The following is a 23,648-nucleotide window of genomic DNA, read 5'->3' as shown; positions in this document are numbered from 1 at the left end:
ATGAGCGCACAGGCTGAACGCAAGACCGAGAACCTTCCGCAGTGGAAGAAAGAGGAGGTCGACGAACTCGCCGAGCTCATCGAGAGCTACGAGAGCGTCGGCATCGTCGGTATCACCGGCATTCCGAGCAAACAGCTCCAGGACATGCGTCGCGATCTGTACGGCACCGCCGAGTTGCGCGTCAGCCGCAACACGCTGCAGGTCCACGCGTTAGAAGACGCCGGACTCGACGAACTCGTCTCTCACATCGAGGGACAGGTCGGTCTCGTCGGTACGAACGAGAACCCCTTCTCGCTCTACAAGGAGCTCGAGGCGTCGAAGACGCCCGCGCCCATCAACGAGGGCGAGGTTGCCCCGAACGACATCGTCATCCCCGAGGGTGACACGGGTGTCGATCCGGGGCCGTTCGTCGGCGAACTGCAGAGCATCGGCGCGAACGCGCGCATCGAGGACGGTTCGATTCAGGTCATGGAGGACTCGACGGTCCTCGAGGCCGGCGAGGAAGTCTCCGCGGACCTCTCGAACGTCCTCAACGAACTCGGGATCGAGCCCAAGGAGGTCGGTCTCGACCTTCGCGCCGTCATCGCCGACGGCGTGCTGTTCGACCCCGAGGACCTCGACATCGACGTCGAGGCCTACGAGAGCGACGTGGCGACGGCCGCCGCTCGCGCTCGCAACCTCTCGATCAACGCGAGCTACCCGACCGCGGCAACCGCGCCGACGCTCATCTCGAAGGCGACGGGCGAGGCCAAGAGCCTCGGCTTGCACGCCGCGATCGAGGACGAAGACCTGATGCCCGACCTCGTCTCCAAAGCCGACGCACAGCTGCGTGCGCTCGCGGCTCAGATCGACGACGAGGAGGCCCTGCCCGAGGAGCTGCAGGGTGTCGAAGCGCCCGCCGCCGAACCGGCAGCGGACGCTGAGACCGACGACGAATCGGCAGACGAAGACACTGATGCTGAGGCCGACGCCGCCGACGACGAAGACGACGATGACGACGATGACGCTGGCGGCGGCGAAGGACTCGGCGCAATGTTCGGCTAATCACAACTGGAGGATACAACAATGGAATACGTTTACGCTGCACTCATCCTGAACGAAGCGGACGAAGAGCTCAACGAAGACAACCTGACGAACGTACTCGACGCTGCCGGCGTCGACGTCGAAGAATCCCGAGTCAAGGCGCTCGTCGCCGCACTCGAGGACGTCGACATCGACGAGGCAGTCTCCGAGGCTGCCGTCGCACCCGCTGCCGGAGCCGCCGCAGGCGGCGCCGCGGCCGGCGCGGCCGCAGGCGACGATGGCGACGACGAAGAGGTCGAAGAGACCAGCGACGTCCCGGACACGACGGACGACGACGAGGACGAGGACGACGACGCCGGTGGCGAGGGCCTCGGCGAACTCTTCGGCTAAGTCGCGACGCGACGACTCACGCAATCCCGATTTCTTTCGGCGCTGCCATCCAAGAGCTACTGCTGTCCGTCGTAGGACCGAGCCGTTCGGCTTTCGGAAGCATTACGTGAGGACTGTTCGAGTCACTGCCATGAGCAGCTACGTCGGCCTCGACTGGGGCGGAAAGGGCTGGATCGCGGTGATCATTGATCACGACGCTGACGAGCGCGAGCGGTCGGTCACGGCCGCGTTCTACCCGTCGATCCTGAACGCCTGGCGAGATAACCGCGAGGCGGAGACGATTCTCGTCGACGTGCCGATCGGGCTTACCGACGGCCGCCGTCAGTGCGACGAGGAGGCTCGAGCGGTGCTCGGCGAGAGCCGGAGCAGCGTCTTCTACACGCCGGTTCGCGACGCCGTTTACGAGGATCGCTACGAGACAGCGGGCGACGTACACGAGGACGCGACCGGAAATCGAATCTCGACCCAAGCGTACCACATCTGTCCAGCGATTCGGGAGGTCGACAGCTTCCTTCGCGAGATCGAGGCGGCTCGAGACGTCGTCCGTGAGTCCCATCCCGAGGTGTGTTTCGCCGCGCTCGCCGGCGAGTCGGGACTCCCGGGGAAGACGACCGAGGAGGGTCTCGAGCGTCGACGCGAGTTGCTCGAGGACGCACTCGGAGACGAGCGCGACGAAGTCGGCGACCTCGAGTCGTTCGAGCGCGAGTACATCGACGACCAGCCAACGTACGCCCGGCGGTTCCGCGCGTCGAATCGGGACGATCTGCTCGACGCGTTCGTCCTTGCCGTGACGGCCCGCGGCGAGACGGTTTCGTTGCCGCGTGATCCCCCGATCGATCGCCACGACCTGCCGATGGAGATCGTCGCGCCGGAAGGCGTTCGCTCGCTCGCGTAGCCGATAGCGGACTCTGTTTGAGAGACGTGAGACCGGCGACGGCCTAACAGTAGCACCGCCTAGCCGAACAGGTGATCCATAACCAGTCGCTTGAGGACGCCGTCCTCTCGGCCCTCGCGAGTCTGGACCATCACCGCGGTGCAGTCGACCGAGTCGGTATCCCAACTCGGCGGCGGCGTTCGCCCCAGCCAGTACAGACGAGAGGGACGGAGAGCGGATGGTGGGTCGACGATCGACGGCTGCTGGTTGGCGAACTCGACTTCGAACCGACTGTTACTCGAGGGACTCTGCGACGCTTCCCATCACGAAGACGGTAATTGCACAGCAGAAAGCGATCCCGCTGGCCGTAACCACCGTGAGAGCGATATCGGGGCCCGGACGATAGGGATGGATGCCGGTCGCGACGAGGGTATCGATCATATCGACGCCCGCGTGGCCGACCCCCGACAGGAGGAGCGTCGCGGCGACGCCAAGTGAGCCCGTAATAAAGCCGATGCCCGAGAACATGCCCTCGAGGCCGACGAGCGACCAGGCCTGGTCTTCGGAGATTTCGTCGAGCCGGTCCCTGTAGACCGCGACCGCGACGAGACCGAAGCTCGCAACGAGCAGACAGCCGACGCTGAGCAGCGTCAGGATCGTAAACCCGACCCGCGAACTCGCCGGGTCGAGGCCAACGTACGCCTCCCTGACTGTCGCCGGAAGGAAGTACATCAGCGGGAGCATCGCCGAGGCCGCAAACAGAAGGTAGCTACAGCCGCGGACCTTCTGTGGAATCGACCACCGACTCAGCAGTCCGCGTCGCGCTCGCAGAAGCTCGTACTCCCGTCCCTCGAGAACGAGATCGGTGTACTTGTCGTCCATACCGTTCGGGCGGCCCAATGCCGGTTCCACTCATAGCTCTTTTGTATTGGTACCGTGGGACATGCTCTCTACCCGGCTGAAATAGGTAGATCCGCAAGGACGGTATCGCAGGGCGACCCAGCGGTGGCCGCCGTCGTTCAGATGGTCAGTCGTCTGCAGGCGTCCCGGTTCCCGGATCGCGCGGGCTTCCAGTGCCGATGATCGCCGGTTGGTTGGCGATCACGTGCTCGTTCGCAGCGACCCATCGCAGGAGCAGGAAGGCGAAGACGTACTTCGCACCGATGTCGAGGAAGCTGTAGGCCCAGGACGTGATCGCGACGTCGAGGACGGCGAGCCCTTCCGCGCCGAGCGCCCAGAAGATCGGGTAGCCGAACCAGAGGACGACCGTCAGGATCTTGAGCAGGTTGAAGATCTCGGCGGTGTCAGCAGCTTCCGCGTCCTTTGGCCACTCGACTAGCAGGACGTAGAGCACGACGAGGAAGAACGTGCAGCTGATGAAGTACCAGAACCATCGCAGGCCGTAGGAGGACGTGGTCAGCGCGGCCGCGAGACCCGTCACACACATCGCGATGTCGGCGGTGATAATCGTGAACAGCTTCGTTAGATTCGTTCCTGCAAGCAGTCCGAGTGCAAGCAGAATCATCGGGGTCGACAGCGTCCACGTGAGATACCGGCCCCACATCGTAAGGACTTCTTCACCCGCCAGGGCGTGGCCACTCGGCATCTCGAGGAAACTTATGGTCAGTCCGGAGGCCAGTCCAGTGTAGCTGGCGATCGAGACCAGCGGTACCATCAGCGTTGCAACCCAGATGAGCTGTGCCCGGGGATCCTCAACGTTACGTCCCATGTAGACGAACAGGAGGATCGCCACCCCCGCGAGAGCGATGTTGGCCCAGAACGAGGCGTTCAGGAGCGTATTCTCCTGTACCACTTCGTAGACTTCCGTCTGGGTCATCTCGAGTGGGACGCCAAGCTGTCCGAACGTTACCATCTCTGATGCGATAGTTTCAGCCATTGTACAAGAAATAGGACGAGCGGCTAACAAATAACCGTGAATCCATACCAGTAAGGGTAATCAGGGCGATACTGAATGTCGTTTAAAACAGTATAAATTAATACAGGTTTACGCGAGAGAGAACGGCTACAGCTGTCGTCGAGGGCACCGGTCGGTTTAGGTGCAACCACCCTGCCTAGTTTGGCATCCTGTTGTTTAGGCGTCATCCCGTAGGTGTGATCGTGAGTCGTCGGCCGCCTGAAACGACGGGAGATTGCGATCAACTGTGCCGACGCGCCGGTGGTCTACCCACCGCCGATCGGAGTGGCACCCGCATGACTGCCGGCCATCGCTATTCGCCATGAGCGTTGATCTCTCCTACCTCGCCGTTCACGCGCTGTTCGTCTTCCCGCCGATACTCGTACTCGCCTGGCTCGGCCGACGACGAGACGATTTTTGGTGGGATCGCCGAACAGCCAGCGGACTCGCGATTATGATCGTCCTCGCCGTCGCCTACACGACGCCCTGGGACAACCTGTTGATCGCAGAAGGGGTCTGGTGGTACGGTGAGGGAACTGTCGTGGCGACAATCTGGCACGCGCCGATCGAAGAGTACCTCTTTTTCGTGTTGCAGCCGATTCTGACCGCGCTCTGGCTGTTTCACGTGTTCCAAACACCCGATCAGGAACTGTGGATCCCGTGGAATCACCGTCTCGTCGGTGCGCTCGCGGGAGTGGCGCTTGGCGGGCTCGGGTGGCTCCTACTCGGGACGACGTCAACGTTCTATCTCGGCGCAATTTTGCTCTGGGCAGGCCCAATTCTCGGGATCCAGTGGGCGTTCGGGAGTACGGCGCTGTGGACTGTTCGGCGAACGATACTGATCGCCGTCGCCGCCCCGACACTGTACCTCTGGATCGTCGATCGGATCGCAATCGGACTCGGCGTCTGGGTCATCTCCGACACGCACACCATCGGTCTGACGCTACTGGGGCTTCCGATCGAGGAAGCGCTCTTTTTTCTCGTCACGAACGTGTTCCTCGTGCAAGGGCTGATCCTGTATCTGTGGACGCTCGAGCGACTCGAGGGCCATCCGGTGGTCCAGAATGCCCGGAGCCGGCTCGTAGACCGAAGCGATGCCGGATAACACGACTTCGATCGATCGGGGAGCCAGCGCTGAGACGTGGGATCGTGCCCGACGCTGGGCCAGCGTCGTGAGTCTCGCGGCCGGCACAACGACGATCCTCGTCGGGCTTGCGATCGTCCTGATCGCCGAGTCGGTCCCGCTCTCGCTGCAGTACCTTCCGCTTCTCGTAAGCGTTCTCGTGCTGGGACTCCCACACGGGGCGGTCGATCACCTCGTGCTTCCGCGGGCCCGGGAGGAGGCGGTTACGCGCCGATCGCTCGTAGCGATCGGAGTGCTCTATTTCGCCATCAGCACAGCCTACGCCGTACTCTGGGTGCTCGCTCCGGCGGCCGCGTTCGTCCTCTTCATCCTCGTCACGCTGTTCCACTGGGGCCAGGGAGACGTCTACGCCCTCGTCGAGCTAACCGGCGTGGACTACTTCGAGGGGGCAGGTTCCCGCGTGCTTACTCTCTTTGTCCGTGGTGGTCTCCCGATGCTCGTGCCGCTGGTCGCGTTTCCAGAGCAGTACGCCTTCGTCGCGGGGACACTCGTCGGGCTGTTCGACCCTGCCGCCGCAGCGGCCCTCGAGCCGGCGTTCCAGCCGAGCGTCCGCCTCGCCGTCGGCATCGGATTCGGGGTCCTCGTCGTCGCCACGCTCGGTCGCGGACTCGTCCGATCGGGGCCGACGGGGCCGTGGCTGATCGACGCCGGCGAAACGCTCGGCCTCGTCGCCCTGTTCGCCCTCGTGCCGCCGGTTCTCGCGATCGGCCTCTACTTCTGCTTCTGGCATAGCCTCCGACACATCCTCCGGACGATGCTCGTCGACGACCGCGCTGCGTCGGCGCTGTCGCGAGGTGCGCTGGGTGAGGCAAGCCGCCGATTCGCGCGGGACGCGGCCCCGCTGACCGGCGGCGCGATCGTCGTCCTCGGGGGGGTCGCGCTGCTGGTTCCGCGAACGCCCGCTACGGTGCCCGATATTGTGGCGCTGTATCTCGTCACGATCGCGATCCTGACGCTCCCTCACGTGGTCGTGGTCACCGCGCTCGATCGAGAACAGGGACTCTGGTCACCACGGGCGGAGTGACCGGTCTACGTGCGTGCTCACTGAAGTTTAAATCCGATCGGGCGGCCAGGTCGAGCGATGGCCACGCCCGGAGTCGAGTTCGTCGCGAACCCCGCTACGACGGTTCATCTGTTGGCCTGGATTCTCGGCGGTGCGGCCCTCGGGAGTGTGAGCGGACTGATTCCTGGCTTACACGCCAATAACTTCGCACTCTTGCTCGCGGGATTTGCGCCGTCGATCCCCGGCGAGCCGCTGTTCGTCGGCTGTGCGATGCTCGCCGCGGGCGTCGTCCACACCTTCCTCAACGCCGTCCCCGCGATGGCGCTCGGGGTGCCCGACGCCGAGATGGCCGTGACCGCGCTGCCGGGCCACCGGATGGTGCTCGAGGGCCGCGGCTACGAAGCGATTCGGCTCTCCGCGCTCGGAAGTATCCTCGCCGTCCTGTTAGCGGTTCCGTTGGCTTTGCCGATCACGTGGGGCGTGACGGCCGCTTATCCGACGATTCGGGACAATTTGGGACTGCTGCTGGCAATGGTCGTCGTCGCCCTTGTCGCCTCGGAGTACACCTGGCGCGCTCGCGTCGGTGGCTTCGTCTCCTTTCTCCTCGCGGCCGCGCTGGGCGTGCTCACACTTGATCTCTCGCCGGACGCGCCCCTCGAGGCCGGCGGGATGCTCGCGCCGCTCTTTGCGGGCCTCTTCGGCGCGCCGGTGTTGATCGACGCGATTCGCGGCGGTGGCGTGCCGCCGCAGTACGACGAACCGATCGCGATGCCCCGCTGGCTCGTCGGCGCGACGGCGCTCGCCGGCGCGCTCGCGGGTGCCGTGGTGGGGTACATTCCGGGTATCTCGGCCGCGATCGCCGCCGTCGCGGTTCTCGTCCTCGTTCCCGGACAGTCCGGTGATCGAGGCTATATCGTCGCGACCAGCGGGGTGGACACGGCGAATACAATTTTCGCGCTCTTCGCGCTGGTCGCCATCGGCCAGCCCCGAACCGGCGTGATGGTCGCCTTCGAGAACGTGAACGCGCCGCTCGAGTTACCGATCCTGCTCGCGGGCGTCGTCCTCGCCGGCCTGTTCGGGTTCGTCCTCGTCATCGTCGTCGGGGACGCCTATCTCGAAATCGTCGGGACGATGGCGTACTGGAAGATTTCGGTGGCCGTCCTCGGCCTCCTCTGTGTCCTCTCGTATCTCTTTACGGGTCTCGTCGGGATTTTCGTCTTCGTCGTCGCTGCCGCCGTCGGGATGGTCCCGATTCGGTTTCGGGCGCGACGCGTGCACCTGATGGGAGTGCTAATCGGCCCGCTCCTGTTGATGCAGTGATCGCCGCGGCGTTCCTCGATCGGAATTCGAACGTTCGCGCCGCTGTGACTGTGTGTGAATGACGGACAAACTCTTTTGATCGAAACCGGTGTAGGGACTCGAGGTGTCAATACAATGGTAAACGCGACAGTCGACGTCCTCTATCGCGGGGGACTCGAGTGCGACCAGAACTACATGCTCGAGGGCCACACCCTCGGCACGCACGACGAACCGAACCCGGACGTGGACTACGACGAGATCCCGGTCTGGAGCCTCGTCATCGATCACCCGGAGGGAACGATCCTCTGGGACACCGGCAACCACCACGAGGCGCTCGAGGGCCACTGGCCGGAGGGGCTGTTGCAGGCGTTCTATCCGTACGACGCCGACGAACACCGGCTCGACGACGACCTCGAGAAGGCGGGCTACAGCATCGACGACATCGACTACGTGTTCCAGTCCCACCTCCACCTCGATCACGCCGGCGGTCTGGAGTTCTTCGACGGCACCGACGTGCCGATTTTCGTCCACGAGAAGGAGCTCAAGTACGCCTACTACAGCGCGAAGACCGACAAGGGAAGCGGCGCGTACATCCTGGACGACTTCGACCACGATCTGAACTGGCAGGTGCTCCACCAGGACCGGGAGGAACACTTCGAAGACATCGAGTTCGTCCGATTCCCCGGCCACACGCCGGGCCTGACTGGGACCGTGATGCACCTCGATGGCGACGGAACCGTCGTTATCACCGGCGACCAACTCTACCGAGCGGAGAACTTCGAGGACGAGATTCCGCTGGGCGCGTTGCTTCTCTGGGGGAAGACGGAGTGGTTCGAGAGTCTCCAGCGAATCAAGGAACTCGAGCGCCGCCACGACGCCCAGATCGTCTACGGCCACGACAGTGACCAGTTCGAGGAGATCCGAGACGGCTGGGGGCAGTGAGATGAGCTACGAACGCTCCGTCTCCGCGCCCGAACACGAACTCCAGCCGGAGACGGTCTGGCACCTGCAGATGCCCCAGATTCGGTGCGGCCGCGACGCCGTCGAGGAGCTGGCGTTCCAGCTTGCGGACCTCGGCGTCAGCGCCGACGACGATCCGCACGGGCTCGTCGTCACCGACGAGGAACTGGTCGACATCGGCCACGTCGGTCGGGTGACGGACCACCTCGAGGACGCGGGCTACGACGTGACGGTCTGGGACGGCGCGGAACGCGAGCCGACGATCGAGAACGTCGACGGCTGCATCGAGTTCGTTCGCGAGAACGAGGGCGAGGACGGCTACGACTTCTACGTCGGCTTCGGCGGCGGAAGCTGTATCGACGTGGCGAAGACGACCCGCGCGGTGATCGCGAACGGCGGGCAGGTGCTCGACTACATCGCCGAACCGACGGGCGAAGGCGAGGCGTTGACCGACTCGGGACCGCCGCTCGTGCTCATGCCGACGACGGCGGGGACGGGGGCCGAAATTTCGCCCGTTGCCATCCTCTCCGTCGAGGAGAAGGAGATCAAGGAGGGGATCTCGAGCAACCACATTCGGGCCGACGCGGCCGTGCTCGACCCGACGTTCACGACGACGCTGCCGCCCGAGATCACCGCCAAGTCGGCGATGGACGCGCTGGGCCACGCCATCGAGGGCTACACGACTCACCCCTTCGACGGGCTCCTCCGGGCCTCGAACCCGGAGTCTCGGCCCGTTTACGCCGGCCGAACCGAACTCACCGAGATGTTCTCGGAGAAGGCGATCGAACTGCTCTCGGGAAACGTCCGGACGGCGGTCCACAACGGGGACAACCTCGAGGCCCGCGCGGCGATGCTCAAGGGGGCCTTGTTCGGCGCGATCGCGGGACTGACGGCCGGGGCGAGTCTCGCTCACGCGATGGCCTACCCCGTCGGCAACCGCTATCACACCTACCACGGCGAGACCATCGCCGTCTTGACGCCGGCGAGTACGCTCGGCTACAACGTCGCCAGCGACCCCGAACGGTTCGTCGAGGTCGCGAATATGCTCGGGGCCGACACCGACGGGATGGGAACCCGCGAGGCCGCCGATCAGGCCCGAAAGGAGTTCGTTCGCCTCCAGCAGGATCTGAACGTGATCCCGAGCGGCCTCGAAGAACTCGCCGGAGTCACCGAGGAAGACATCGACTGGCTGGCGACCCAGACCGTCGAGACCCAGCAGCGCCTGCTGCGCTGTAATCCGCGGCCCGTGACGAAGGACGACGCTGCGGACATCTTCCGAGACGCGCTGTACAACTGGGAATAGTTCGTCGGGACTACGACTGACTCGAATCCCGCGCCGCCGCGACGACGGTCTCGACCCGCTCGAGGGAGACCGGGTTCGTCGTCTCGCCACCCTCCTTCGTCGCCGTGCCGACGATAACGCCGTCGGCACCCGCCTCGAGCGTCTCGCCGATCGTCTCGCTCGTCACGCCGCTGCCGACGAAGATCGGGGTGGCACCGTCGGTACCGGTTTCTCGCAGTACGCTCGAGACGCGTTCGACGTCCTCGAGCGCCGTTTTCGAGCCGGTTCCGGTTCCCGAGACGACGACACCGTCGGCCCGCCCGCGCTCGGCCGTCTCGAGTGTGGCCTGTTCGAGAGCCGTCTCGCCGACGGGCGTCGCGTGCTTGACGTGGACGTCCGCGAGGATGGCGACGTCGGCATTGATTCGACTCCGGAGCCGCAGGATTTCGTGAGCCTGCCCCTCGAGGACGCCCTGATCGGTCGCCGCGGCCCCGACGTGGACGTTGATGCGGACGAACTCTGCGTTCGCCGCCGCGGCGATCGAGAGCGCGGCGTCGGCGTCGTTTCTGAGGACGTTGACGCCGACCGGGACGTCGACGGCGGTCGTCAGTTCGGTCACGAGGGCAGTCATTTCCGCGACGACGTGTTTCGGAACGTCGTCAGGATAGAACGGCGCGTCGCCGAAGTTCTCGACGATGAGGCCGTCGACGCCGCCGGCCTCGAGTCGGCGGGCGTCCTCGAGCGCGCGGTCAGATATTGCGGCTCGGTCGCCATCGGAAGCGGGTGCGCCCGGCAGCGCCGGGAGGTGAACCATGCCGACGACGGGGTGGGTCGCGTCGAACCGATCCAGCAGCGGTGTCGGTGACATAGCGGTGCTGTGGGCTCGAATTTAATAAGTCAACCCGAACGACTGTGCTCGAGCCGGCAAGGCCACCCTCGTTCACCGTGGTTTTCCCTCGCCTATGGTAACACTCGAGCGATGCCCGATCTCTTCGATCCGCTATCGATTCGCGACCTCGAGATACCCAACCGGCTCGCCGTCTCGCCGATGTGCCAGTACTCCTGTGAGCCCGACGGACTGCCGACCGAGTGGCACCGCGTCCACCTCGGGAGTCGCGCCGTCGGTGGTGCCGGGATCGTCATGACCGAAGCCACCGCAGTGAGCCCACGAGGACGGATCACGCCCCACGATCTGGGGATCTGGAGCGACGAGCACGCGAGCGAGCTCGAGCCCACCACGCAGTTCATCCGCGACCAGGGTGGGGTGCCGGCGATCCAACTCGCCCACGCGGGCCACAAGGCCAGTAAGAAACGTCCGTGGGACGGCAACACCCCAATCGCGCCCGAGGACGGCGGCTGGGAGGTACTCTCGCCGTCGCCCGACGCCTACCCGCCGTTCGACGGCGATCGACCGGCGATGACGAAGGCGACGCAGGACGACATTCGGGGTGTGGTCGAGGCCTACCGCGCCGCGGCCGAGCGATCGCTCGCCGCCGGCTTCGACATCGCCGAAGTCCACGCGGCTCACGGCTACCTGCTTCACGAGTTCCTCTCACCAGTGACGAACCGTCGCGAGGACGAGTACGGCGGCAGTTTCGAGAACCGATCCCGAATCGTCCGGGAGGTCGTCGACGCCGTCCGAGACGTCTGGCCGGATGAGAAACCGGTGTTCGTCCGCATCTCCGGCACCGACTGGCTCGAGGACCGCGAGTCGTGGGATATCGCCCAGTCCGTCCGGCTGGCCGACGACCTCGCCGACCGCGGCGTCGATCTGATCGACGTCAGTTCCGGCGGCCTCCACCCCGAACAGGACGTGCCCGGCGGACCGAACTTTCAGGTGCCCCTGGCCCAGGCGGTCAGCGAGGGAGCGGATATCGCTGCCGGTGCCGTCGGCGGAATCACCGAACCCGAGCAGGCCGACGCCGTGATTCGCAACGGACGGGCCGACCTCGTCCTCGTCGGGCGGGAGTTCCTCCGCGATCCGTACTTCGGGCTGCGCGCTGCCGGGGCGCTCACGGACGACGCAGCGTCTCGCTGGCCGGTCCAGTATCGTCGCAGCGTTCGCTAGCGGACGATCGATTCCGGCCGAGTTCTATTTTCACCGCCAATTGTCGGAGAATATCGAATTGTGGCCGAACATAGTCGACAGACCTCCCACTACGTGGGAATTAGGTGTGTTCTTCAATGGGAACCGAACGCAACTGTTCGATGACGACTATCATGACCGAACACACCCGACGAACGGTGCTGAAAGCTGCAGGGGCAACGACCATCGCGGCCGTCGCCGCTGGCTGTCTCGGTGGTGACGATGACAACGGCGACGACAACGGCGATGACACGTACGAAATCGACCCCGGGACCGATATCGTCGTCGACGGCTACAACTCCCACTGGGAAGGCGTCGAACCCAGCGCGATCGACGGCGTCGAGAACCCGACGCTCGTCCTCGAGGAAGGCGAGGACTACACAATTGAGTGGGTCAACGCCGACAACATGGCACACGACCTCCAGATCTGGGACGACGGCGGCGACGTCGTCGACGAGTTGGCGACCGACGAGGTCGCTGCCGAGGGCGACAGCGCCTCGCTCGATTTCACGGCGTCGTCCGAGATGGCGGCGTACGTCTGCAGCCTCCACTCCGGCTCGCAGTACGCCGACCTCGTCGTCGAGTGACCGTCCGGCGGGCTGATCACTCGACGGGGATCGTTCATCCGCCCGCTCTGGGCTTCAATCCTCGAGCGACGACACTGCACCCTTTCGTACTCGACGCTCTTCGATTCGGAAGCCGTCGTTTCGAGCCCCGTGCATCCGCTGGGGGTAGGGGATCTCGATCCCTTCCCGGTCGAACGCGGCCACGATCGCGTCCATCACGTCCGTCTGTGCGTCGTGTTTCCGGCGCATCGTCGGATCGGCGATCCAGGCGCGACACTCGAGGACGATCGCCGAATCGTCGAATCGTTTGCCGACCACCTGCGGGTTCGGGGCGTTCTTGATCGACTCGAGGTCTTCGACGGCGTCGACGATGACCGAGCGGGCGTGTTCGGGATCGTCGTCGTAATCGATGCCGACGTCGACCGCGATGCGAAGCTGATCGTTCTGGGAGTAGTTCGTCAGCTGGCTGTTCGTCACCTCGTCGTTGGGGACCAGCACGTGTTTGTCGTCGAACGTCTGTATCTTGGTGGTGAAGATGGTGACGTCGGTGACGATGCCGGTCGTCTCGTTGATTTCGATCCAGTCGCCGACGTGAAACGGCCGCGAGAACAGCAGGATGAAACCGGCGAGCATCGCGGTCAGCGTCTCGCGAGCCGTCAGCGCGACGATCGCGGTGATCGCTCCCGCGCCGATGAAGATGTTCGTCAGGTCGATCCCCCACAGCGTCAGGATCATCGCGGCGGCGAGGGCGACGATCGCGACGTCCGAGACGTGGTAGGCGACCTCACTCTGGTGTCTCGTGATCGCTCTCGTCTGGGAGAGCTTGTCGATCGACCGGTTGACGAACCGGATCGCGAGGTAGGCAGTCAGGATGATCGCGCCGGTCACCAGCTGCTGGGCGGCGAACCACCGATCGATCGCCATCGTCCGAAGCGTGTACTCGAGGACGAACGTGACGTGCCAGATCACGCTGAACGCGTAGACGCCGACGACGACGATGGCACCGAGAAGGAGGACGGAACTGGCCTCGGCGATCTGGGTGCCGGACCGACGGCGGGCGACGTCCTGAAATCGGGACGTCGCGCCGAAGCCGAGGAGCACGACGACCGCGAGGAGGATTGTCGCAAGGAGTTGCATCTCGAGCGGGGCGAGATACGTCTCCTGGAGCCACGGGATCGGGTCCGGTCGGAGTGAGGACGACTGCAGCGGAGCGTTCGAAACGAACCAACTCATTCGACAGTATCGATAGCGTACCTGTCCATTTCAGCGAAAAGCCGGCAGACGCAACCATCGCAGGGGGTGGGCTCGAGGGGTGGAATTCATCTCGACTCCGCTCGCTTTGTGGGTGAACTGAAGTTCAGAGTGTTTGTTATATAGCAGAGAGGTCCAGCGAGTCGTGCGAGATACACAGCGCGAATGTGGGACGGACTGGGGAGCGATCAACGTGGAAGGTCAACGTTCAGTACAGGTGAAGGCGTTACCGGAGTAACTGTCTACTTTTCCGATAGCTGCCAGAAACGGCGTGCTGAATACAGAGCATGAGTTCAGCACGGTAGTTAGCTTTATTTCACTTCATGAAACCTGAACCACCCGAAAGATAATCGTACGGATGGATCAGTAACCTCCAGCAGACCTATACTGGTGAAATACTAATGTTAGGTAGACAATATTGGAATAGAACATGGCTGAAAGTATCATACAAAGACTGAAGTCCCAAAGCTACGCAGTACAAATACTACTTATTGGTGTGATTTTTGCCCCAATCGGATTTGGATTAGGGTATCTATTGGGACCTTCGATAGGATTCTCGGAACTTGAGGGAGGGATAATCGGCCTGCTGGCAATTCATACATCGGTCATTTGGTTCTGGGTTACGCGCCAAGCGCAGGCAAGCACTTCACCCGCCTAAACTGGTTCCATTCAAGCAGACCGATCTACGTCTCGTCTTCACTGTTCGTTTTCATACTTATGACATTTGACTTGAGAAATGGCTTAGTCTGCAAACTGCGGTCTCCTATGGTGTTTATACTCAATGTTGTAATTATAGAATACTGTTCGATACTATTGGATTGTTCTCGTGGTACCAGCTTGTTCTGTACTGAGTTATCACTGTTCCTCGATAGTCGGCCCTTGACTCGTGCCACATTCGCGCCCTGTATTCAGCACACTGGTTTTGACAGCAACCGAAGCGATTGGCGACTACTTCGATAAGTGTGCCACCTGTACTGAACCCACACTCTAGCGCGGAGACGGACTCCTCACCCGTCGACCCACTTGATCGAACAGCCCTGGGAGGGCTGCCACTCGAGGTCCACCGACTCGCCCTCGAGCACCGAGTCGATGGCCTCGCGGACGTGGAACCGCGTGGGCTCGTCGTCGGGGTTCAGCGCGTCGTCGAGACGACCCTGGTAGACCAACTGGAACGCCTCGTCGGCCTCGGACCAGGCGAACAGGAACGGATCCGGCGTACAGACCGCGCCGTACTCCCTCGCGACCGCCTGACTCTCGTCGCGCAGGTAGGCGTCGTACTGAATTCGTCCGTCCTGGATGTAGTCGCGCATCGCCTCGAGCGAGTCGTCGGGGTACTCCTCGGCGTCGTTAGGGTTGATGCCGACGACCGCGACGTCGTCGTACTCGGCGGCCAACTCGTTCAGCAGGTCGAACTTCGCCTTCGCGTACGGACAGTGGTTGCACGTGAAGACGAGCAAGAGCGCCTCGTTGTCCGCGAACGAGTCGAGCGTGTACGTCTCGCCGTCCGCGCCCTCGAGTTCAAAGTCGGGGGCGGGGTCGCCCGCGTCCAGTTCGGTGTCGGACTCTTTCAGTACCATACCGGCGGTTCCGGACGAAATCCCTTAAGCGTCGTGTTCGTCGTATCGCTCGGACGAGTGAATGCTGATTCCGCCCTGTTCAGTACAGAGGATACATCGAACGATTAGGAATGATATGCGATCTCCTCTACTGCTATCAACAGTCTGTAAACAAGATACAGCAACCACAGGTTGACGAGCAGTATCAGAACAGATAGAATTACGGAAATTCCGGGAAGTCTAACGGCCAAAATGGCTCCTAATACTGCGATCACGAGAGCAATCAATCCCTCTGGCTTTCCAATATCTTCTTGAAATTGTGTAGACACCATGGTCATAGAATAGATACAATGTCTGTATTAAATTGTGCTATTATTCGTAGAGCCGTTCCGTAAGGAGGCGATCAGTACGCACACAAAGTGACCACACGGCACCGCGAGGAAGATTCCGATCCCAAAGTGAGACGCAAAGCACGACCCACCTATTTGTACCCCCCGCAACATCGATGTGGTATGAAGACGCTCGAGGTCACTGACGAACAGTACGCAGTCATCCAACAGCTCCGCGAAGAGATCTCCGAACAGGTTGTCGGCAAGTACGGCTTCGTCCGCGAACGCGACGCCGTTCAGTACCTGATCGACAACCTCGACGGCGAGACCGCACTCGAGATCGAACTCGACGCGGACCTCGACTCCTCGGCGACCGATGACGTCGCCGCCTCCGTCGGCGCCGCGATCGACGGCGAGTCGACCCCGGAGGATCTCGAGGAGGTCTCCTACATCGAGGACGACTCGGTCGACGAAGACGACGATTCGGAGTCCGACGCGGATGCTGACGACGCCGACAGCGAGGACGGCGGGGTCGACGACGATGTCGACTCAAGCGGGGACACTGCCGAAGCGGGCGAGTCGACGGCCGACGCGGACGGCGACGACAGCGGCGGTGATGGGTCGGCCGACGACGACGACATGTTAGACGAGATGATGAGCCTACTCGAGACCCACGACGACAAGTGGTCGGAATCGAGTTCCGCGGACTACCGCTACAGCGTCGAACTGCCGGACGGAACGACGGAGGACGTTCAGACGAAAGACGACGTTCGGGCGCTGCTGTTCAAGAACTACCGGTAGCATCGGCGACTCGGCCCGCAGCGGTCGCCTGCGGATCGACCTCTGCCTGTGGTCGTCGCGGTCGATCGATCCACAGCTATCCGTAACCGATCGGTCCGCGATCCGCGCACGAACTCCTCACGTCCGTCGGCCGGCTGTTACGAAATTCTGGACTGAACGCCGGTCGTGACAGTGCAGTCGTCTGTCGACGCACTTTATACTACCACCCGGTAAATTCGTAACAGAAGACAGCGTATGAGTCGAGCATACCCATTTCAACTGGAGGAGGACATCACCTGCCCGGATTGCCAGCGGAGCGTCCCGATACAGTCACGCATCTGTCCCCGCTGTGAATCGTCGCTCCATTAGGTGCCGGGGCGGACCCGCACGCGACGTGTTGCCGACCGAACAACGGTAGACCTTTACTCGCGCTCGCGCTTCGCGTTTGTATGAGCGAACGCGAGGTGCTCGAGTTGCTTCGTGAGAACGCCCGATACTCGACCGACGATATCGCGCGAATGACCGGTCTCGACGAGCAGGAAGTCGAGGCGGCGATCGAGGAACTCGAGGCAGCAGGCGTCGTCCGTGGCTATCAGGCGGTCGTCGACTGGGACAAACTGGAAGACGAACGCGTCCGTGCCGAAGTCGAGTTGAACGTCCACCTCGACCGCGAGACGGGTTACGGCGACATCGCAGAACGCCTCGCACGGTTCCCGCAGGTCACCGCACTCAGACTGGTCAGCGGCGACTACGACTTCGACATGGAAGTCGAGGGCGATTCCATCCGCGAGGTCTCGCAGTTTATTAGCGAGAAGGTCGCGCCCGTCCCCGAGATCACCCAGACGGTCACCCACTACGTGATGACCTCCTACAAGGAGAACGGGATCGAACTCGGCGACGGCGAAGACGACGAACGGCTCTCGTTCTCACCCTGACCATGACGTTCGAACTTGCCGATCGCGTCCAGACGGTGCCGCCATCGGGTATCCGGCGGTTTTTCGAGATTGCCGAGGAGCGCGACGACGTCATCTCGCTGGGTGTCGGCGAACCGGACTTCGCGACGCCGTGGGCAGCCCGAGACGCCGCGATTGCGTCCTTAGAACAGGGGAAGACGTCCTACACGGCCAACCGTGGCAAACGCGAACTCCGCGAGGCCATCGCGGACTACGTCGCCGACCGGTTCGAGCTCGGCTACGGCCCGGACGAGGAGATCATCGTCACCGCGGGCGCGAGCGAGGCGGTCGATCTCGCCTTCAGAGCGTTCGTCGATCCCGGCGACACGGTCGCCATCGCCCAGCCGTCGTACATCTCCTACGAACCCGGCGTCATCTTTGCCGGCGGCGAGGTGCTCTCGGTGCCGACGAAACAGGAAGACGATTTCCGACTCACCGTCGATGCACTCGAGGACGCCGGTGCCGACGAGGCCGACATGCTCGTCCTCTGTTATCCCAACAACCCGACGGGGGCGATCATGACCGAAGCGGATCTCGAGCCGATCGCCGACTTCGCCCGGGAGCACGATCTGATGGTTCTCTCGGACGAGATCTACGCCGAGTTAACGTATGATGGAAACGAGCACACCTCCATCGCGAGCCTCGAGGGCATGCGCGAACGCACCATCGTCTTCAACGGTTTCTCGAAGGCCCACGCGATGACGGGGCTTCGACTCGGCTACGCGCTGGGTCCCGCCGAGGCCATCGGCGCGATGAACAAGATCCACCAGTACACGATGCTCTCGGCGCCGACGACGGCCCAACATGCGGCCCTCGAGGCGCTCGAGTCCTGCGACAACGACGTGCGGGAGATGGTAAACCAGTACGACCGTCGTCGGCAGTTCGTCCTCTCGCGGTTCCGCGAGATCGGAATGGACGTCTTCGAGGCCAAGGGGGCGTTCTACTGCTTCCCCGAGGTGCCCGAGGGGTTCACCGCCGAGGAGTTCGCCGAAGGAGTTCTGCGTGAGGAGGGCGTCGCGGTCGTCCCCGGCGACGTCTTCGGCGAGGGCGGCGAGGGCCATCTGCGGATCTCGTACGCGACGGGGCTCGAGGACCTCCGGAAGGCCCTCGCGAGGATCGAAGCGTTCGTCGGCGACCACGCCTGAGTGGCACTGTATTGAGTTTTCGATTCCGACCGTGTAACCGTCGGAAACGGCCGCCCAGTCGGAACGCGACACGTGTTACGGTGGCAGAGCATCCAGTTTTCACCCCTCTTCGACGCCCTCGTATACTGGTCGTCGTGTAACAGTGGATTACCTCCGGCGCCGACACTGCACCGAGTCGATATTCGCCAGTTCGGCTGTTTCGCTGGTTCTATGGCCCCGTTGTCGCCGAAATCGAGAACTCACTGGCAGTCGGAGTGAGTGACACCACGTTCCGCGGTCGAGGGCGGCAAATCGGGTTCACAGCCGTGAGTACGCGCGATTTTTGTGACTCTGTCAGTGAGCAGGGACTGGCAATCAGAAGAGAGGTTTTCAGCCGTCGTATTGGTGTCGAACGAGTTACAACAGAATTGTCAGAGACCACGAGACCGGTTCGGGTGGCAACTTCCTGTTATCGACGACAGCGGAGGGGCGGGTCGGAGATATGCGTCACACGAGAACTCGAGCGCGGCGTGAGCCGTGCCTCGTGCGCTACGGTTCGTTCCCCTGCAAGTCGCGGTAACGAACAGTTCCTCGAAGCTGGCAACCCCGCCACAGAAAAGTTAGTTTTATGACTGTTTTGTATCAGCTCCATTACAAAGCGCGTCCAGAGCGTCCGCTGAGACGATGGTACAACAACTGCCGCTGCAGCAGATACAGCTGCCAGAATTCCTTCAAGACACCGTCGCCAGTATGGTGGCATTCGTGCCACGATTGATCGGTGCGCTCCTGATCCTCCTCATCGGATGGATCATTGGCCGCGTCGTGGCCGGCGTCGTCATGCGGATTGCCGACGGAATCGAACTCGACCGAATGGTTCTCGAGACCCCGCTCGGACGGATGCTCGGCGGAACCGAGAGCGCGGTTTCGAACGCGTTCGGGACGCTCGCGAAGTGGTTCGTCTACGCCATCGCGATCCTCGCAGCGTCGAACGTGCTCGCGATTCCGGAACTGTCGGCGTGGGTCGCCACCGCGGTTACGTACCTGCCGCTGCTCATCGCCGGGATCGCCGTCATCGTCGTCGGGTTCGTCGTTGCCGATTTCATCGGCGACGTCATCGAACGAACCCAGGCAGCGACGGGCTCGGGAGCCACGAAACTGTTCGCCAGCGGCGTCAGAATCTTCCTGTACTTCACCGCGATCGTGATCGGTCTCGACACGATGGGAATCGACGTCGGGATTCTCTACGTGTTCGCTCGAGCGCTCGCGTGGGGACTCGCCGCCGCCGTCGCGATCGGGGTCGGCGTCTCGTTCGGCCTCGGTGGCCGCGAGTACGTCTCGGAGAACATCGGGGACTGGGCGAGCCGCACGCCGTCGCTTTCGGAATCCGATCAGCAACGTGGGTCAGGCACCGGCGCGAGTCCTACCGACGACGACTGACGACAGCTCAGCCGGACTGGTCCCCCGAAACCACCCGATCCAGCCCCGTCGACTCGTCCGGTTTCGAGAAGAGGGGTTTGACCGGGACGAGAACGTGCGATTTTTCGAGTCCGCGAGTAGACCGCCGGGATTTCGTGTAGTGGACGACGTCGTAGACATCGCCGTACAGGTTCTCGATCCCCGCGACGAACTGTTCGAACGCGGTCCGGTCGAACTGCTCGATCGCGACCGTATCCGTCGTAACAACCATTCGTTTCCTCGTGACGGTGACGTCGAGTCGCCCCTCGAAGGCGTACTCGAGGTCGTCGATCCGATCGCGGAGCGCGCCGAGCGGTGGGTCGTCGGACGGCCGAGACGGGAACGATGCGTAGACGCGGTACGCGTCCGGGTCGGGGTTGCGAGCAACGTACCGTTTCCAGAGTCGGGAGAGTGAATCCATGGGTAGCAGGTCGTGTGTGCGCTGTCCGCGCAGGGGACGGAGACGACGTCGGTGGTCCGCCGTCAGGTGTCGTCGCGCTTGCCACTGGTCTGGTGACGGGAGTCATACGTCTTTGGAACGACGTCGTTTCGTTCTCCGGACCTGTTCTCGTTGCAGAACGTTACGGTTCTCGCCTCGTTCGGTACTCGAATTTCGGTGGACTACCTGTCGAAGCGTTCGCCGAGGACAGCCTGCGAATCGGTCCGACTCGCGGTCGATCGTCGTCTCGTCTCGGCCGAACGAGCGGCGACGCGGTGGCGCAGTCGACCGGTTACGCCTCGAGCGTGGCGGCGACGAATAGCCAGCGCTCGTCGTTGTCGGCGAACGTACCGGCGGTGCCCCACTCGTCAGTGATCGTAAACCCGGCGTCCCGCAGTTGGTCCCGCGTGGCGTCCACGCCGGCAACGTTCCACTGCATTTCGACGCCGCACTCGAGCCAGTCCGGATTCGTCCCGCACCACTCTTCTGAGCCTTCGGAGAGGAGCACGCGGCCGCCGGGACGCAAGACGCGTGCGAACTCGTCGATAGCCGTCCCGTGGTCCTCGAGTGGCACGTGAATCAGCGAGTGAAAGGCGGTAACGGCATCGCACGCGTCGTCACGGAAGGGCAGTCTCGTCATCTCCCCCTGTACGTGCGCCGCTTCGGGAACGTTCGTCGCGGCCAAATCGAGTTGCTCGCGGGAGAGATCGACTCCGAGGGCGGTCGCTTCCGTGCACAATTTCCGAAGGACTGGGATGCCCGGACCGCAGCCGACATCGAGGATTCGTGCCGGAGTCGCGATCGAATCGAGGAATTCGTCGAGGATCGCGTTTCCGCGGTCCTCTTCCGCACGTTCCGTATCGTACGCCCCCATCAGTTCGTCGTATCCCTTACGAACCGTATTTCTGTCGACCATGCGAAATGATAGTGGACGTGTCTGTTTAGTCTTTGTACCAGTTCGAACGCGACGCCGTTCTCGAGGCAGCCCCGCGAACGGCCCGCGATATCAACAGTTTTCCCGGTCGCCCACACTCTCCGTCTCATGGCCGACTACCGCCCCATCCCGGACGAGCGGGACGTATTTCACGAGTACCGGAGCTACGCCTTTCGACCGGAGTTGGGGGTGCCAGCGTACGATCCCGGCGAACACGAGGAGCCGCGAGACACGCTCGGCTCCCGTCGCGGCCTCTACGCCACGACGGCGGCCGACGACGCGAATCCGCGGTGTGTCTGTCGACACTACTGGCTCGAGGCCCGCGTGCGCGGCGACACCCACCGAACGGCCGGGCTCGCGTCGGTCGCGACGCCGCCGGAGTACCGCCGACGGGGCCACGTCCGGCAGTTGCTCGCCCGCTCGCTCGCGGAGTACCGCGAGCACGACGTTCGCTTTTCGGTGCTGTGGCCGTTCCAGTATCGATTCTACCGACAGTACGGCTGGGACACCAGCAATCGGGTCGTGACCCACGAGTGCGAGCCGTCGGTCCTCTCGTTCGCGACGGATGCGACCGACGGTGCCGACGCCGATAGCACGGTCTTCCGCCGACTCGAGGCCGACGACTACGATCGACTCGAGTCGGCCTACGAGACCCACCGCGAGCGCTACGGCCTCGCCCTCGAGCGCGACGAGACCTGGTGGCGGCATCGCGTCTTCGGCGGCCACGACCGCGATCCGTTCGTCTACGCCGCCGAGCGCGACGGCCGGGTGGTAGGATACCTCGTCTACACGATCGACGGCGACATGGGCGACCGGACGCTGTCGGTCTCCGAACTCGTCGCCACCGATCACGACGCCCTGCTGGCCCTCCTCTCGTTTTGCCACGACCACGATTCGCAGGTCCAGCGCGTTCGACTCCGGGTGCCCGCGGAGGTTCCAATTCGCGACATCGCTTGCGACCCCGACGAGATCGACACCGAAGTCACGGACGGACCGATGGTCCGGATCGTCGACGTCGAGGAGACGCTGTCCGAACTCTCCTATCCCGACTGCGAGGCGGATCTGACGGTCGCCGTCGAGGACCCGCTGACCGACTGGAACGACCGCGCGTTCCGACTCGAGGTCGCGAACGGCCGGGGCGAGTGTGACTCGGTCACCGCCGACGATACGGACGTTCGCCTCGATATCGGCGCGCTCTCGCAACTCGTCGTCGGGTTTCGATCCGCACGGGCGCTCGAGCAAGCGGGGCGACTCGAGGCGACGGATTCAGCTGCCCTCGAGACGCTCTCGACGCTCTTCCCCGAGACCGAGACCTATCACGGCGATCGGTACTGACGAACGGCTGCAAAACGTACACGTATGCCGTTGGGGAGGCTATCCGAACTATGGCTCCCGAAGGGATCTATCGATCGGCGCGAGGGGAGCGACGAATCAAAGGCTTCTACGATCACTTGCTCTCGAATCTCGAGACCCAGTTCGACCGCGAGTGGGTCGATACTCGATTCGGAGAGACGCACGTGCTCGTCACAGGTCCGGACGACGCACCGCCGCTCGTCGTCTTCCACGGCGGCAACGTCGTGAACCCCGTGAGCCTGGAGTGGGTGCTTCCGCTCGCCGACGAGTTTCGGCTCTACGCGCCGGATACGGTCGGCCACCCCGGCTACAGCGCACAGACGCGGCTCTCGCCGCGCGACGAGAGCTACGGCGCGTGGGTAACGGACGTGCTCGACGGGCTCGGCGTCGAACGCGCGCCGATGATCGGCGGATCCTACGGCGCCGGAATCCTGCTTCGCACGGCGGCGTACGCCCCGGAACGGATCGAACGCGCCGGACTCCTGGTCCCCGCCGGTCTCGGGACCGGATCGATCTGGCGACTGCTCAGAGAGATAATCCTCCCGATGGTGTACTACCGGCTCGCGCCGAGTCGCGCGCGCCTCGAGCGCGCCGTCCAGCCGATGTTCACGGACCCGACGTCGGCGGTGGACGAGACGGTGCTCGAGCTCATCGGGACGGTGTTCGAAGAGGTTCGGTTGGAACGGAGCCTTCCGAAGACCGCGACCGCGGCCGAGCTCGAGGGCTTCGACGCGCCGACGCTGCTCGCCGTCGCCGAGGAGGACGTTTTCTTCCCGCCGGATGTTGTCGTTCCGCGAGCCAAGGAGACCATCGATACCCTCGAGGTGATCGTCCGATTGCGCGGCGAGTCGCACTTCCTATCGCCGGGTGCGCGGCGGTCGCTCTGTGAACACCTCTCGGCGTTCCTGACGGCCGAGCCGTGACCGCGTCTC

The 23,648-nt window shown here is 63.4% G+C and carries 24 protein-coding genes; 17 read left to right on the top strand and 7 right to left on the bottom strand.

Features of this window, described 5'->3' with window-relative positions:
* From ACSFDB_RS01290 to ACSFDB_RS01280, 3 genes are all read left to right on the top strand, one after another.
* Positions 1-1,044 (top strand): 50S ribosomal protein L10, encoded by a 1,044-nt coding sequence (locus ACSFDB_RS01290; RefSeq protein ID WP_440769248.1) that lies wholly within the window; start codon positions 1-3, stop codon positions 1,042-1,044.
* A 21-nt stretch (positions 1,045-1,065) separates the two neighbouring features.
* A complete protein-coding gene (rpl12p, locus tag ACSFDB_RS01285; RefSeq protein ID WP_090307330.1) occupies positions 1,066-1,413 on the top strand; it encodes a 50S ribosomal protein P1 in 348 nt (115 codons plus the stop codon).
* 130 nt (positions 1,414-1,543) lie between these two features.
* On the top strand, positions 1,544-2,308 hold the full coding sequence (locus ACSFDB_RS01280) for a DUF429 domain-containing protein (protein ID WP_440769247.1): 765 nt from the start codon (positions 1,544-1,546) through the stop codon (positions 2,306-2,308).
* A gap of 273 nt (positions 2,309-2,581) precedes the next feature.
* Here ACSFDB_RS01280 and ACSFDB_RS01275 read toward each other — a convergent pair whose 3' ends face one another.
* Positions 2,582-3,169, bottom strand: coding sequence for a hypothetical protein (locus ACSFDB_RS01275; protein WP_440769246.1), 588 nt, complete (start codon positions 3,167-3,169; stop codon positions 2,582-2,584).
* 145 nt (positions 3,170-3,314) lie between these two features.
* Positions 3,315-4,124 (bottom strand): bacteriorhodopsin, encoded by an 810-nt coding sequence (locus tag ACSFDB_RS01270; protein ID WP_440770166.1) that lies wholly within the window; start codon positions 4,122-4,124, stop codon positions 3,315-3,317.
* Positions 4,125-4,524: 400 nt separating this feature from the next.
* Between ACSFDB_RS01270 and ACSFDB_RS01265 the strand changes: the two genes are divergently transcribed.
* From ACSFDB_RS01265 to ACSFDB_RS01245, 5 genes are all read left to right on the top strand, one after another.
* Positions 4,525-5,307 carry a lycopene cyclase domain-containing protein gene (locus ACSFDB_RS01265; RefSeq protein ID WP_440769245.1) on the top strand — a complete coding sequence of 261 codons (783 nt, stop codon included), beginning with the start codon at positions 4,525-4,527 and terminating at the stop codon, positions 5,305-5,307.
* Entirely contained in the window at positions 5,297-6,370 is a 1,074-nt protein-coding gene (locus ACSFDB_RS01260) for a Brp/Blh family beta-carotene 15,15'-dioxygenase (RefSeq protein ID WP_440769244.1), read from the top strand. The genes ACSFDB_RS01265 and ACSFDB_RS01260 overlap by 11 nt, the downstream gene beginning before the upstream one ends.
* 57 nt (positions 6,371-6,427) lie before the next feature.
* Complete coding sequence (locus tag ACSFDB_RS01255) at positions 6,428-7,669, top strand: tripartite tricarboxylate transporter permease (RefSeq protein ID WP_440769243.1); 1,242 nt, start codon at positions 6,428-6,430, stop codon at positions 7,667-7,669.
* A 114-nt stretch (positions 7,670-7,783) separates the two neighbouring features.
* On the top strand, positions 7,784-8,590 hold the full coding sequence (locus ACSFDB_RS01250; protein WP_440769242.1) for an N-acyl homoserine lactonase family protein: 807 nt from the start codon (positions 7,784-7,786) through the stop codon (positions 8,588-8,590).
* A gap of 1 nt (position 8,591) precedes the next feature.
* Positions 8,592-9,911, top strand: a complete 1,320-nt coding sequence (locus ACSFDB_RS01245; RefSeq protein ID WP_440769241.1) for a hydroxyacid-oxoacid transhydrogenase — start codon at positions 8,592-8,594, stop codon at positions 9,909-9,911.
* Positions 9,912-9,921: 10 nt separating this feature from the next.
* On the opposite strand, the gene ACSFDB_RS01240 is transcribed toward ACSFDB_RS01245, so the two are convergent.
* Positions 9,922-10,758 carry a BtpA/SgcQ family protein gene (locus ACSFDB_RS01240; RefSeq protein WP_440769240.1) on the bottom strand — a complete coding sequence of 279 codons (837 nt, stop codon included), beginning with the start codon at positions 10,756-10,758 and terminating at the stop codon, positions 9,922-9,924.
* 111 nt (positions 10,759-10,869) lie between these two features.
* On the opposite strand from ACSFDB_RS01240, the gene ACSFDB_RS01235 reads away from it, so the two are divergent.
* Both ACSFDB_RS01235 and ACSFDB_RS01230 read left to right on the top strand, forming a co-directional pair.
* Positions 10,870-11,958: an NADH:flavin oxidoreductase/NADH oxidase gene (locus ACSFDB_RS01235; protein ID WP_440769239.1), complete on the top strand. Its 1,089-nt coding sequence runs from the start codon at positions 10,870-10,872 to the stop codon at positions 11,956-11,958.
* A 152-nt stretch (positions 11,959-12,110) separates the two neighbouring features.
* Positions 12,111-12,563 (top strand): plastocyanin/azurin family copper-binding protein, encoded by a 453-nt coding sequence (locus tag ACSFDB_RS01230; protein WP_440769238.1) that lies wholly within the window; start codon positions 12,111-12,113, stop codon positions 12,561-12,563.
* A 54-nt stretch (positions 12,564-12,617) separates the two neighbouring features.
* Here ACSFDB_RS01230 and ACSFDB_RS01225 read toward each other — a convergent pair whose 3' ends face one another.
* The gene (locus ACSFDB_RS01225) at positions 12,618-13,775 is read right to left on the bottom strand and encodes a mechanosensitive ion channel family protein (RefSeq protein WP_440769237.1); all 1,158 of its coding nucleotides are present in this window, start codon (positions 13,773-13,775) and stop codon (positions 12,618-12,620) included.
* 448 nt (positions 13,776-14,223) lie between these two features.
* Between ACSFDB_RS01225 and ACSFDB_RS21010 the strand changes: the two genes are divergently transcribed.
* Positions 14,224-14,451 (top strand): DUF8141 family membrane protein, encoded by a 228-nt coding sequence (locus ACSFDB_RS21010; protein WP_502260878.1) that lies wholly within the window; start codon positions 14,224-14,226, stop codon positions 14,449-14,451.
* A gap of 349 nt (positions 14,452-14,800) precedes the next feature.
* On the opposite strand, the gene ACSFDB_RS01220 is transcribed toward ACSFDB_RS21010, so the two are convergent.
* A complete protein-coding gene (locus tag ACSFDB_RS01220) occupies positions 14,801-15,370 on the bottom strand; it encodes a thioredoxin family protein (protein WP_440769236.1) in 570 nt (189 codons plus the stop codon).
* A gap of 491 nt (positions 15,371-15,861) precedes the next feature.
* Between ACSFDB_RS01220 and ACSFDB_RS01215 the strand changes: the two genes are divergently transcribed.
* The 4 genes from ACSFDB_RS01215 to ACSFDB_RS01200 all read left to right on the top strand — a co-directional run bounded on the left by ACSFDB_RS01215 (position 15,862) and on the right by ACSFDB_RS01200 (position 19,972).
* The gene (locus tag ACSFDB_RS01215) at positions 15,862-16,479 is read left to right on the top strand and encodes a hypothetical protein (protein ID WP_440769235.1); all 618 of its coding nucleotides are present in this window, start codon (positions 15,862-15,864) and stop codon (positions 16,477-16,479) included.
* Positions 16,480-16,907: 428 nt separating this feature from the next.
* Positions 16,908-17,393 (top strand): Lrp/AsnC family transcriptional regulator, encoded by a 486-nt coding sequence (locus tag ACSFDB_RS01210; protein WP_006091802.1) that lies wholly within the window; start codon positions 16,908-16,910, stop codon positions 17,391-17,393.
* 2 nt (positions 17,394-17,395) lie between these two features.
* Entirely contained in the window at positions 17,396-18,556 is a 1,161-nt protein-coding gene (locus tag ACSFDB_RS01205; protein WP_440769234.1) for a pyridoxal phosphate-dependent aminotransferase, read from the top strand.
* A 663-nt stretch (positions 18,557-19,219) separates the two neighbouring features.
* Entirely contained in the window at positions 19,220-19,972 is a 753-nt protein-coding gene (locus ACSFDB_RS01200; RefSeq protein WP_440769233.1) for a mechanosensitive ion channel family protein, read from the top strand.
* Between the two features lie 7 nt (positions 19,973-19,979).
* On the opposite strand, the gene ACSFDB_RS01195 is transcribed toward ACSFDB_RS01200, so the two are convergent.
* Both ACSFDB_RS01195 and ACSFDB_RS01190 read right to left on the bottom strand, forming a co-directional pair.
* Entirely contained in the window at positions 19,980-20,411 is a 432-nt protein-coding gene (locus tag ACSFDB_RS01195) for a hypothetical protein (protein WP_440769232.1), read from the bottom strand.
* Positions 20,412-20,721: 310 nt separating this feature from the next.
* A complete protein-coding gene (locus ACSFDB_RS01190; RefSeq protein WP_440769231.1) occupies positions 20,722-21,345 on the bottom strand; it encodes a class I SAM-dependent methyltransferase in 624 nt (207 codons plus the stop codon).
* A 126-nt stretch (positions 21,346-21,471) separates the two neighbouring features.
* Between ACSFDB_RS01190 and ACSFDB_RS01185 the strand changes: the two genes are divergently transcribed.
* Positions 21,472-22,698 carry a GNAT family N-acetyltransferase gene (locus ACSFDB_RS01185; protein WP_440769230.1) on the top strand — a complete coding sequence of 409 codons (1,227 nt, stop codon included), beginning with the start codon at positions 21,472-21,474 and terminating at the stop codon, positions 22,696-22,698.
* 50 nt (positions 22,699-22,748) lie between these two features.
* Positions 22,749-23,639 carry an alpha/beta fold hydrolase gene (locus tag ACSFDB_RS01180; RefSeq protein ID WP_440769229.1) on the top strand — a complete coding sequence of 297 codons (891 nt, stop codon included), beginning with the start codon at positions 22,749-22,751 and terminating at the stop codon, positions 23,637-23,639.
* Positions 23,640-23,648 lie beyond the last annotated feature (9 nt).

The organism is Natronorubrum amylolyticum, from assembly GCF_052040145.1.
Taxonomy (GTDB): domain Archaea; phylum Halobacteriota; class Halobacteria; order Halobacteriales; family Natrialbaceae; genus Natronorubrum.
This window is presented reverse-complemented; position numbering and strand designations above follow the sequence as displayed.

What these genes read in the sequence shown, in the direction of transcription:
- ACSFDB_RS01210 (WP_006091802.1), top strand. Translation starts at nt 16,908, where the DNA reads ATGAGCGAACGCGAGGTGCTCGAGTTGCTTCGTGAGAACGCCCGATAC.
- rpl12p (WP_090307330.1), top strand. Translation starts at nt 1,066, where the DNA reads ATGGAATACGTTTACGCTGCACTCATCCTGAACGAAGCGGACGAAGAG.
- ACSFDB_RS01255 (WP_440769243.1), top strand. Translation starts at nt 6,428, where the DNA reads ATGGCCACGCCCGGAGTCGAGTTCGTCGCGAACCCCGCTACGACGGTT.
- ACSFDB_RS01265 (WP_440769245.1), top strand. Translation starts at nt 4,525, where the DNA reads ATGAGCGTTGATCTCTCCTACCTCGCCGTTCACGCGCTGTTCGTCTTC.
- ACSFDB_RS01235 (WP_440769239.1), top strand. Translation starts at nt 10,870, where the DNA reads ATGCCCGATCTCTTCGATCCGCTATCGATTCGCGACCTCGAGATACCC.
- ACSFDB_RS01290 (WP_440769248.1), top strand. Translation starts at nt 1, where the DNA reads ATGAGCGCACAGGCTGAACGCAAGACCGAGAACCTTCCGCAGTGGAAG.
- ACSFDB_RS01190 (WP_440769231.1), bottom strand. Translation starts at nt 21,345, where the DNA reads ATGGTCGACAGAAATACGGTTCGTAAGGGATACGACGAACTGATGGGG.
- ACSFDB_RS01245 (WP_440769241.1), top strand. Translation starts at nt 8,592, where the DNA reads ATGAGCTACGAACGCTCCGTCTCCGCGCCCGAACACGAACTCCAGCCG.
- ACSFDB_RS01180 (WP_440769229.1), top strand. Translation starts at nt 22,749, where the DNA reads ATGGCTCCCGAAGGGATCTATCGATCGGCGCGAGGGGAGCGACGAATC.
- ACSFDB_RS01280 (WP_440769247.1), top strand. Translation starts at nt 1,544, where the DNA reads ATGAGCAGCTACGTCGGCCTCGACTGGGGCGGAAAGGGCTGGATCGCG.
- ACSFDB_RS01215 (WP_440769235.1), top strand. Translation starts at nt 15,862, where the DNA reads ATGAAGACGCTCGAGGTCACTGACGAACAGTACGCAGTCATCCAACAG.
- ACSFDB_RS01225 (WP_440769237.1), bottom strand. Translation starts at nt 13,775, where the DNA reads ATGAGTTGGTTCGTTTCGAACGCTCCGCTGCAGTCGTCCTCACTCCGA.
- ACSFDB_RS01200 (WP_440769233.1), top strand. Translation starts at nt 19,220, where the DNA reads ATGGTACAACAACTGCCGCTGCAGCAGATACAGCTGCCAGAATTCCTT.
- ACSFDB_RS01185 (WP_440769230.1), top strand. Translation starts at nt 21,472, where the DNA reads ATGGCCGACTACCGCCCCATCCCGGACGAGCGGGACGTATTTCACGAG.
- ACSFDB_RS01205 (WP_440769234.1), top strand. Translation starts at nt 17,396, where the DNA reads ATGACGTTCGAACTTGCCGATCGCGTCCAGACGGTGCCGCCATCGGGT.
- ACSFDB_RS01250 (WP_440769242.1), top strand. Translation starts at nt 7,784, where the DNA reads ATGGTAAACGCGACAGTCGACGTCCTCTATCGCGGGGGACTCGAGTGC.
- ACSFDB_RS01270 (WP_440770166.1), bottom strand. Translation starts at nt 4,124, where the DNA reads ATGACCCAGACGGAAGTCTACGAAGTGGTACAGGAGAATACGCTCCTG.
- ACSFDB_RS01220 (WP_440769236.1), bottom strand. Translation starts at nt 15,370, where the DNA reads ATGGTACTGAAAGAGTCCGACACCGAACTGGACGCGGGCGACCCCGCC.
- ACSFDB_RS01195 (WP_440769232.1), bottom strand. Translation starts at nt 20,411, where the DNA reads ATGGATTCACTCTCCCGACTCTGGAAACGGTACGTTGCTCGCAACCCC.
- ACSFDB_RS01275 (WP_440769246.1), bottom strand. Translation starts at nt 3,169, where the DNA reads ATGGACGACAAGTACACCGATCTCGTTCTCGAGGGACGGGAGTACGAG.
- ACSFDB_RS21010 (WP_502260878.1), top strand. Translation starts at nt 14,224, where the DNA reads ATGGCTGAAAGTATCATACAAAGACTGAAGTCCCAAAGCTACGCAGTA.
- ACSFDB_RS01230 (WP_440769238.1), top strand. Translation starts at nt 12,111, where the DNA reads ATGACCGAACACACCCGACGAACGGTGCTGAAAGCTGCAGGGGCAACG.
- ACSFDB_RS01260 (WP_440769244.1), top strand. Translation starts at nt 5,297, where the DNA reads ATGCCGGATAACACGACTTCGATCGATCGGGGAGCCAGCGCTGAGACG.
- ACSFDB_RS01240 (WP_440769240.1), bottom strand. Translation starts at nt 10,758, where the DNA reads ATGTCACCGACACCGCTGCTGGATCGGTTCGACGCGACCCACCCCGTC.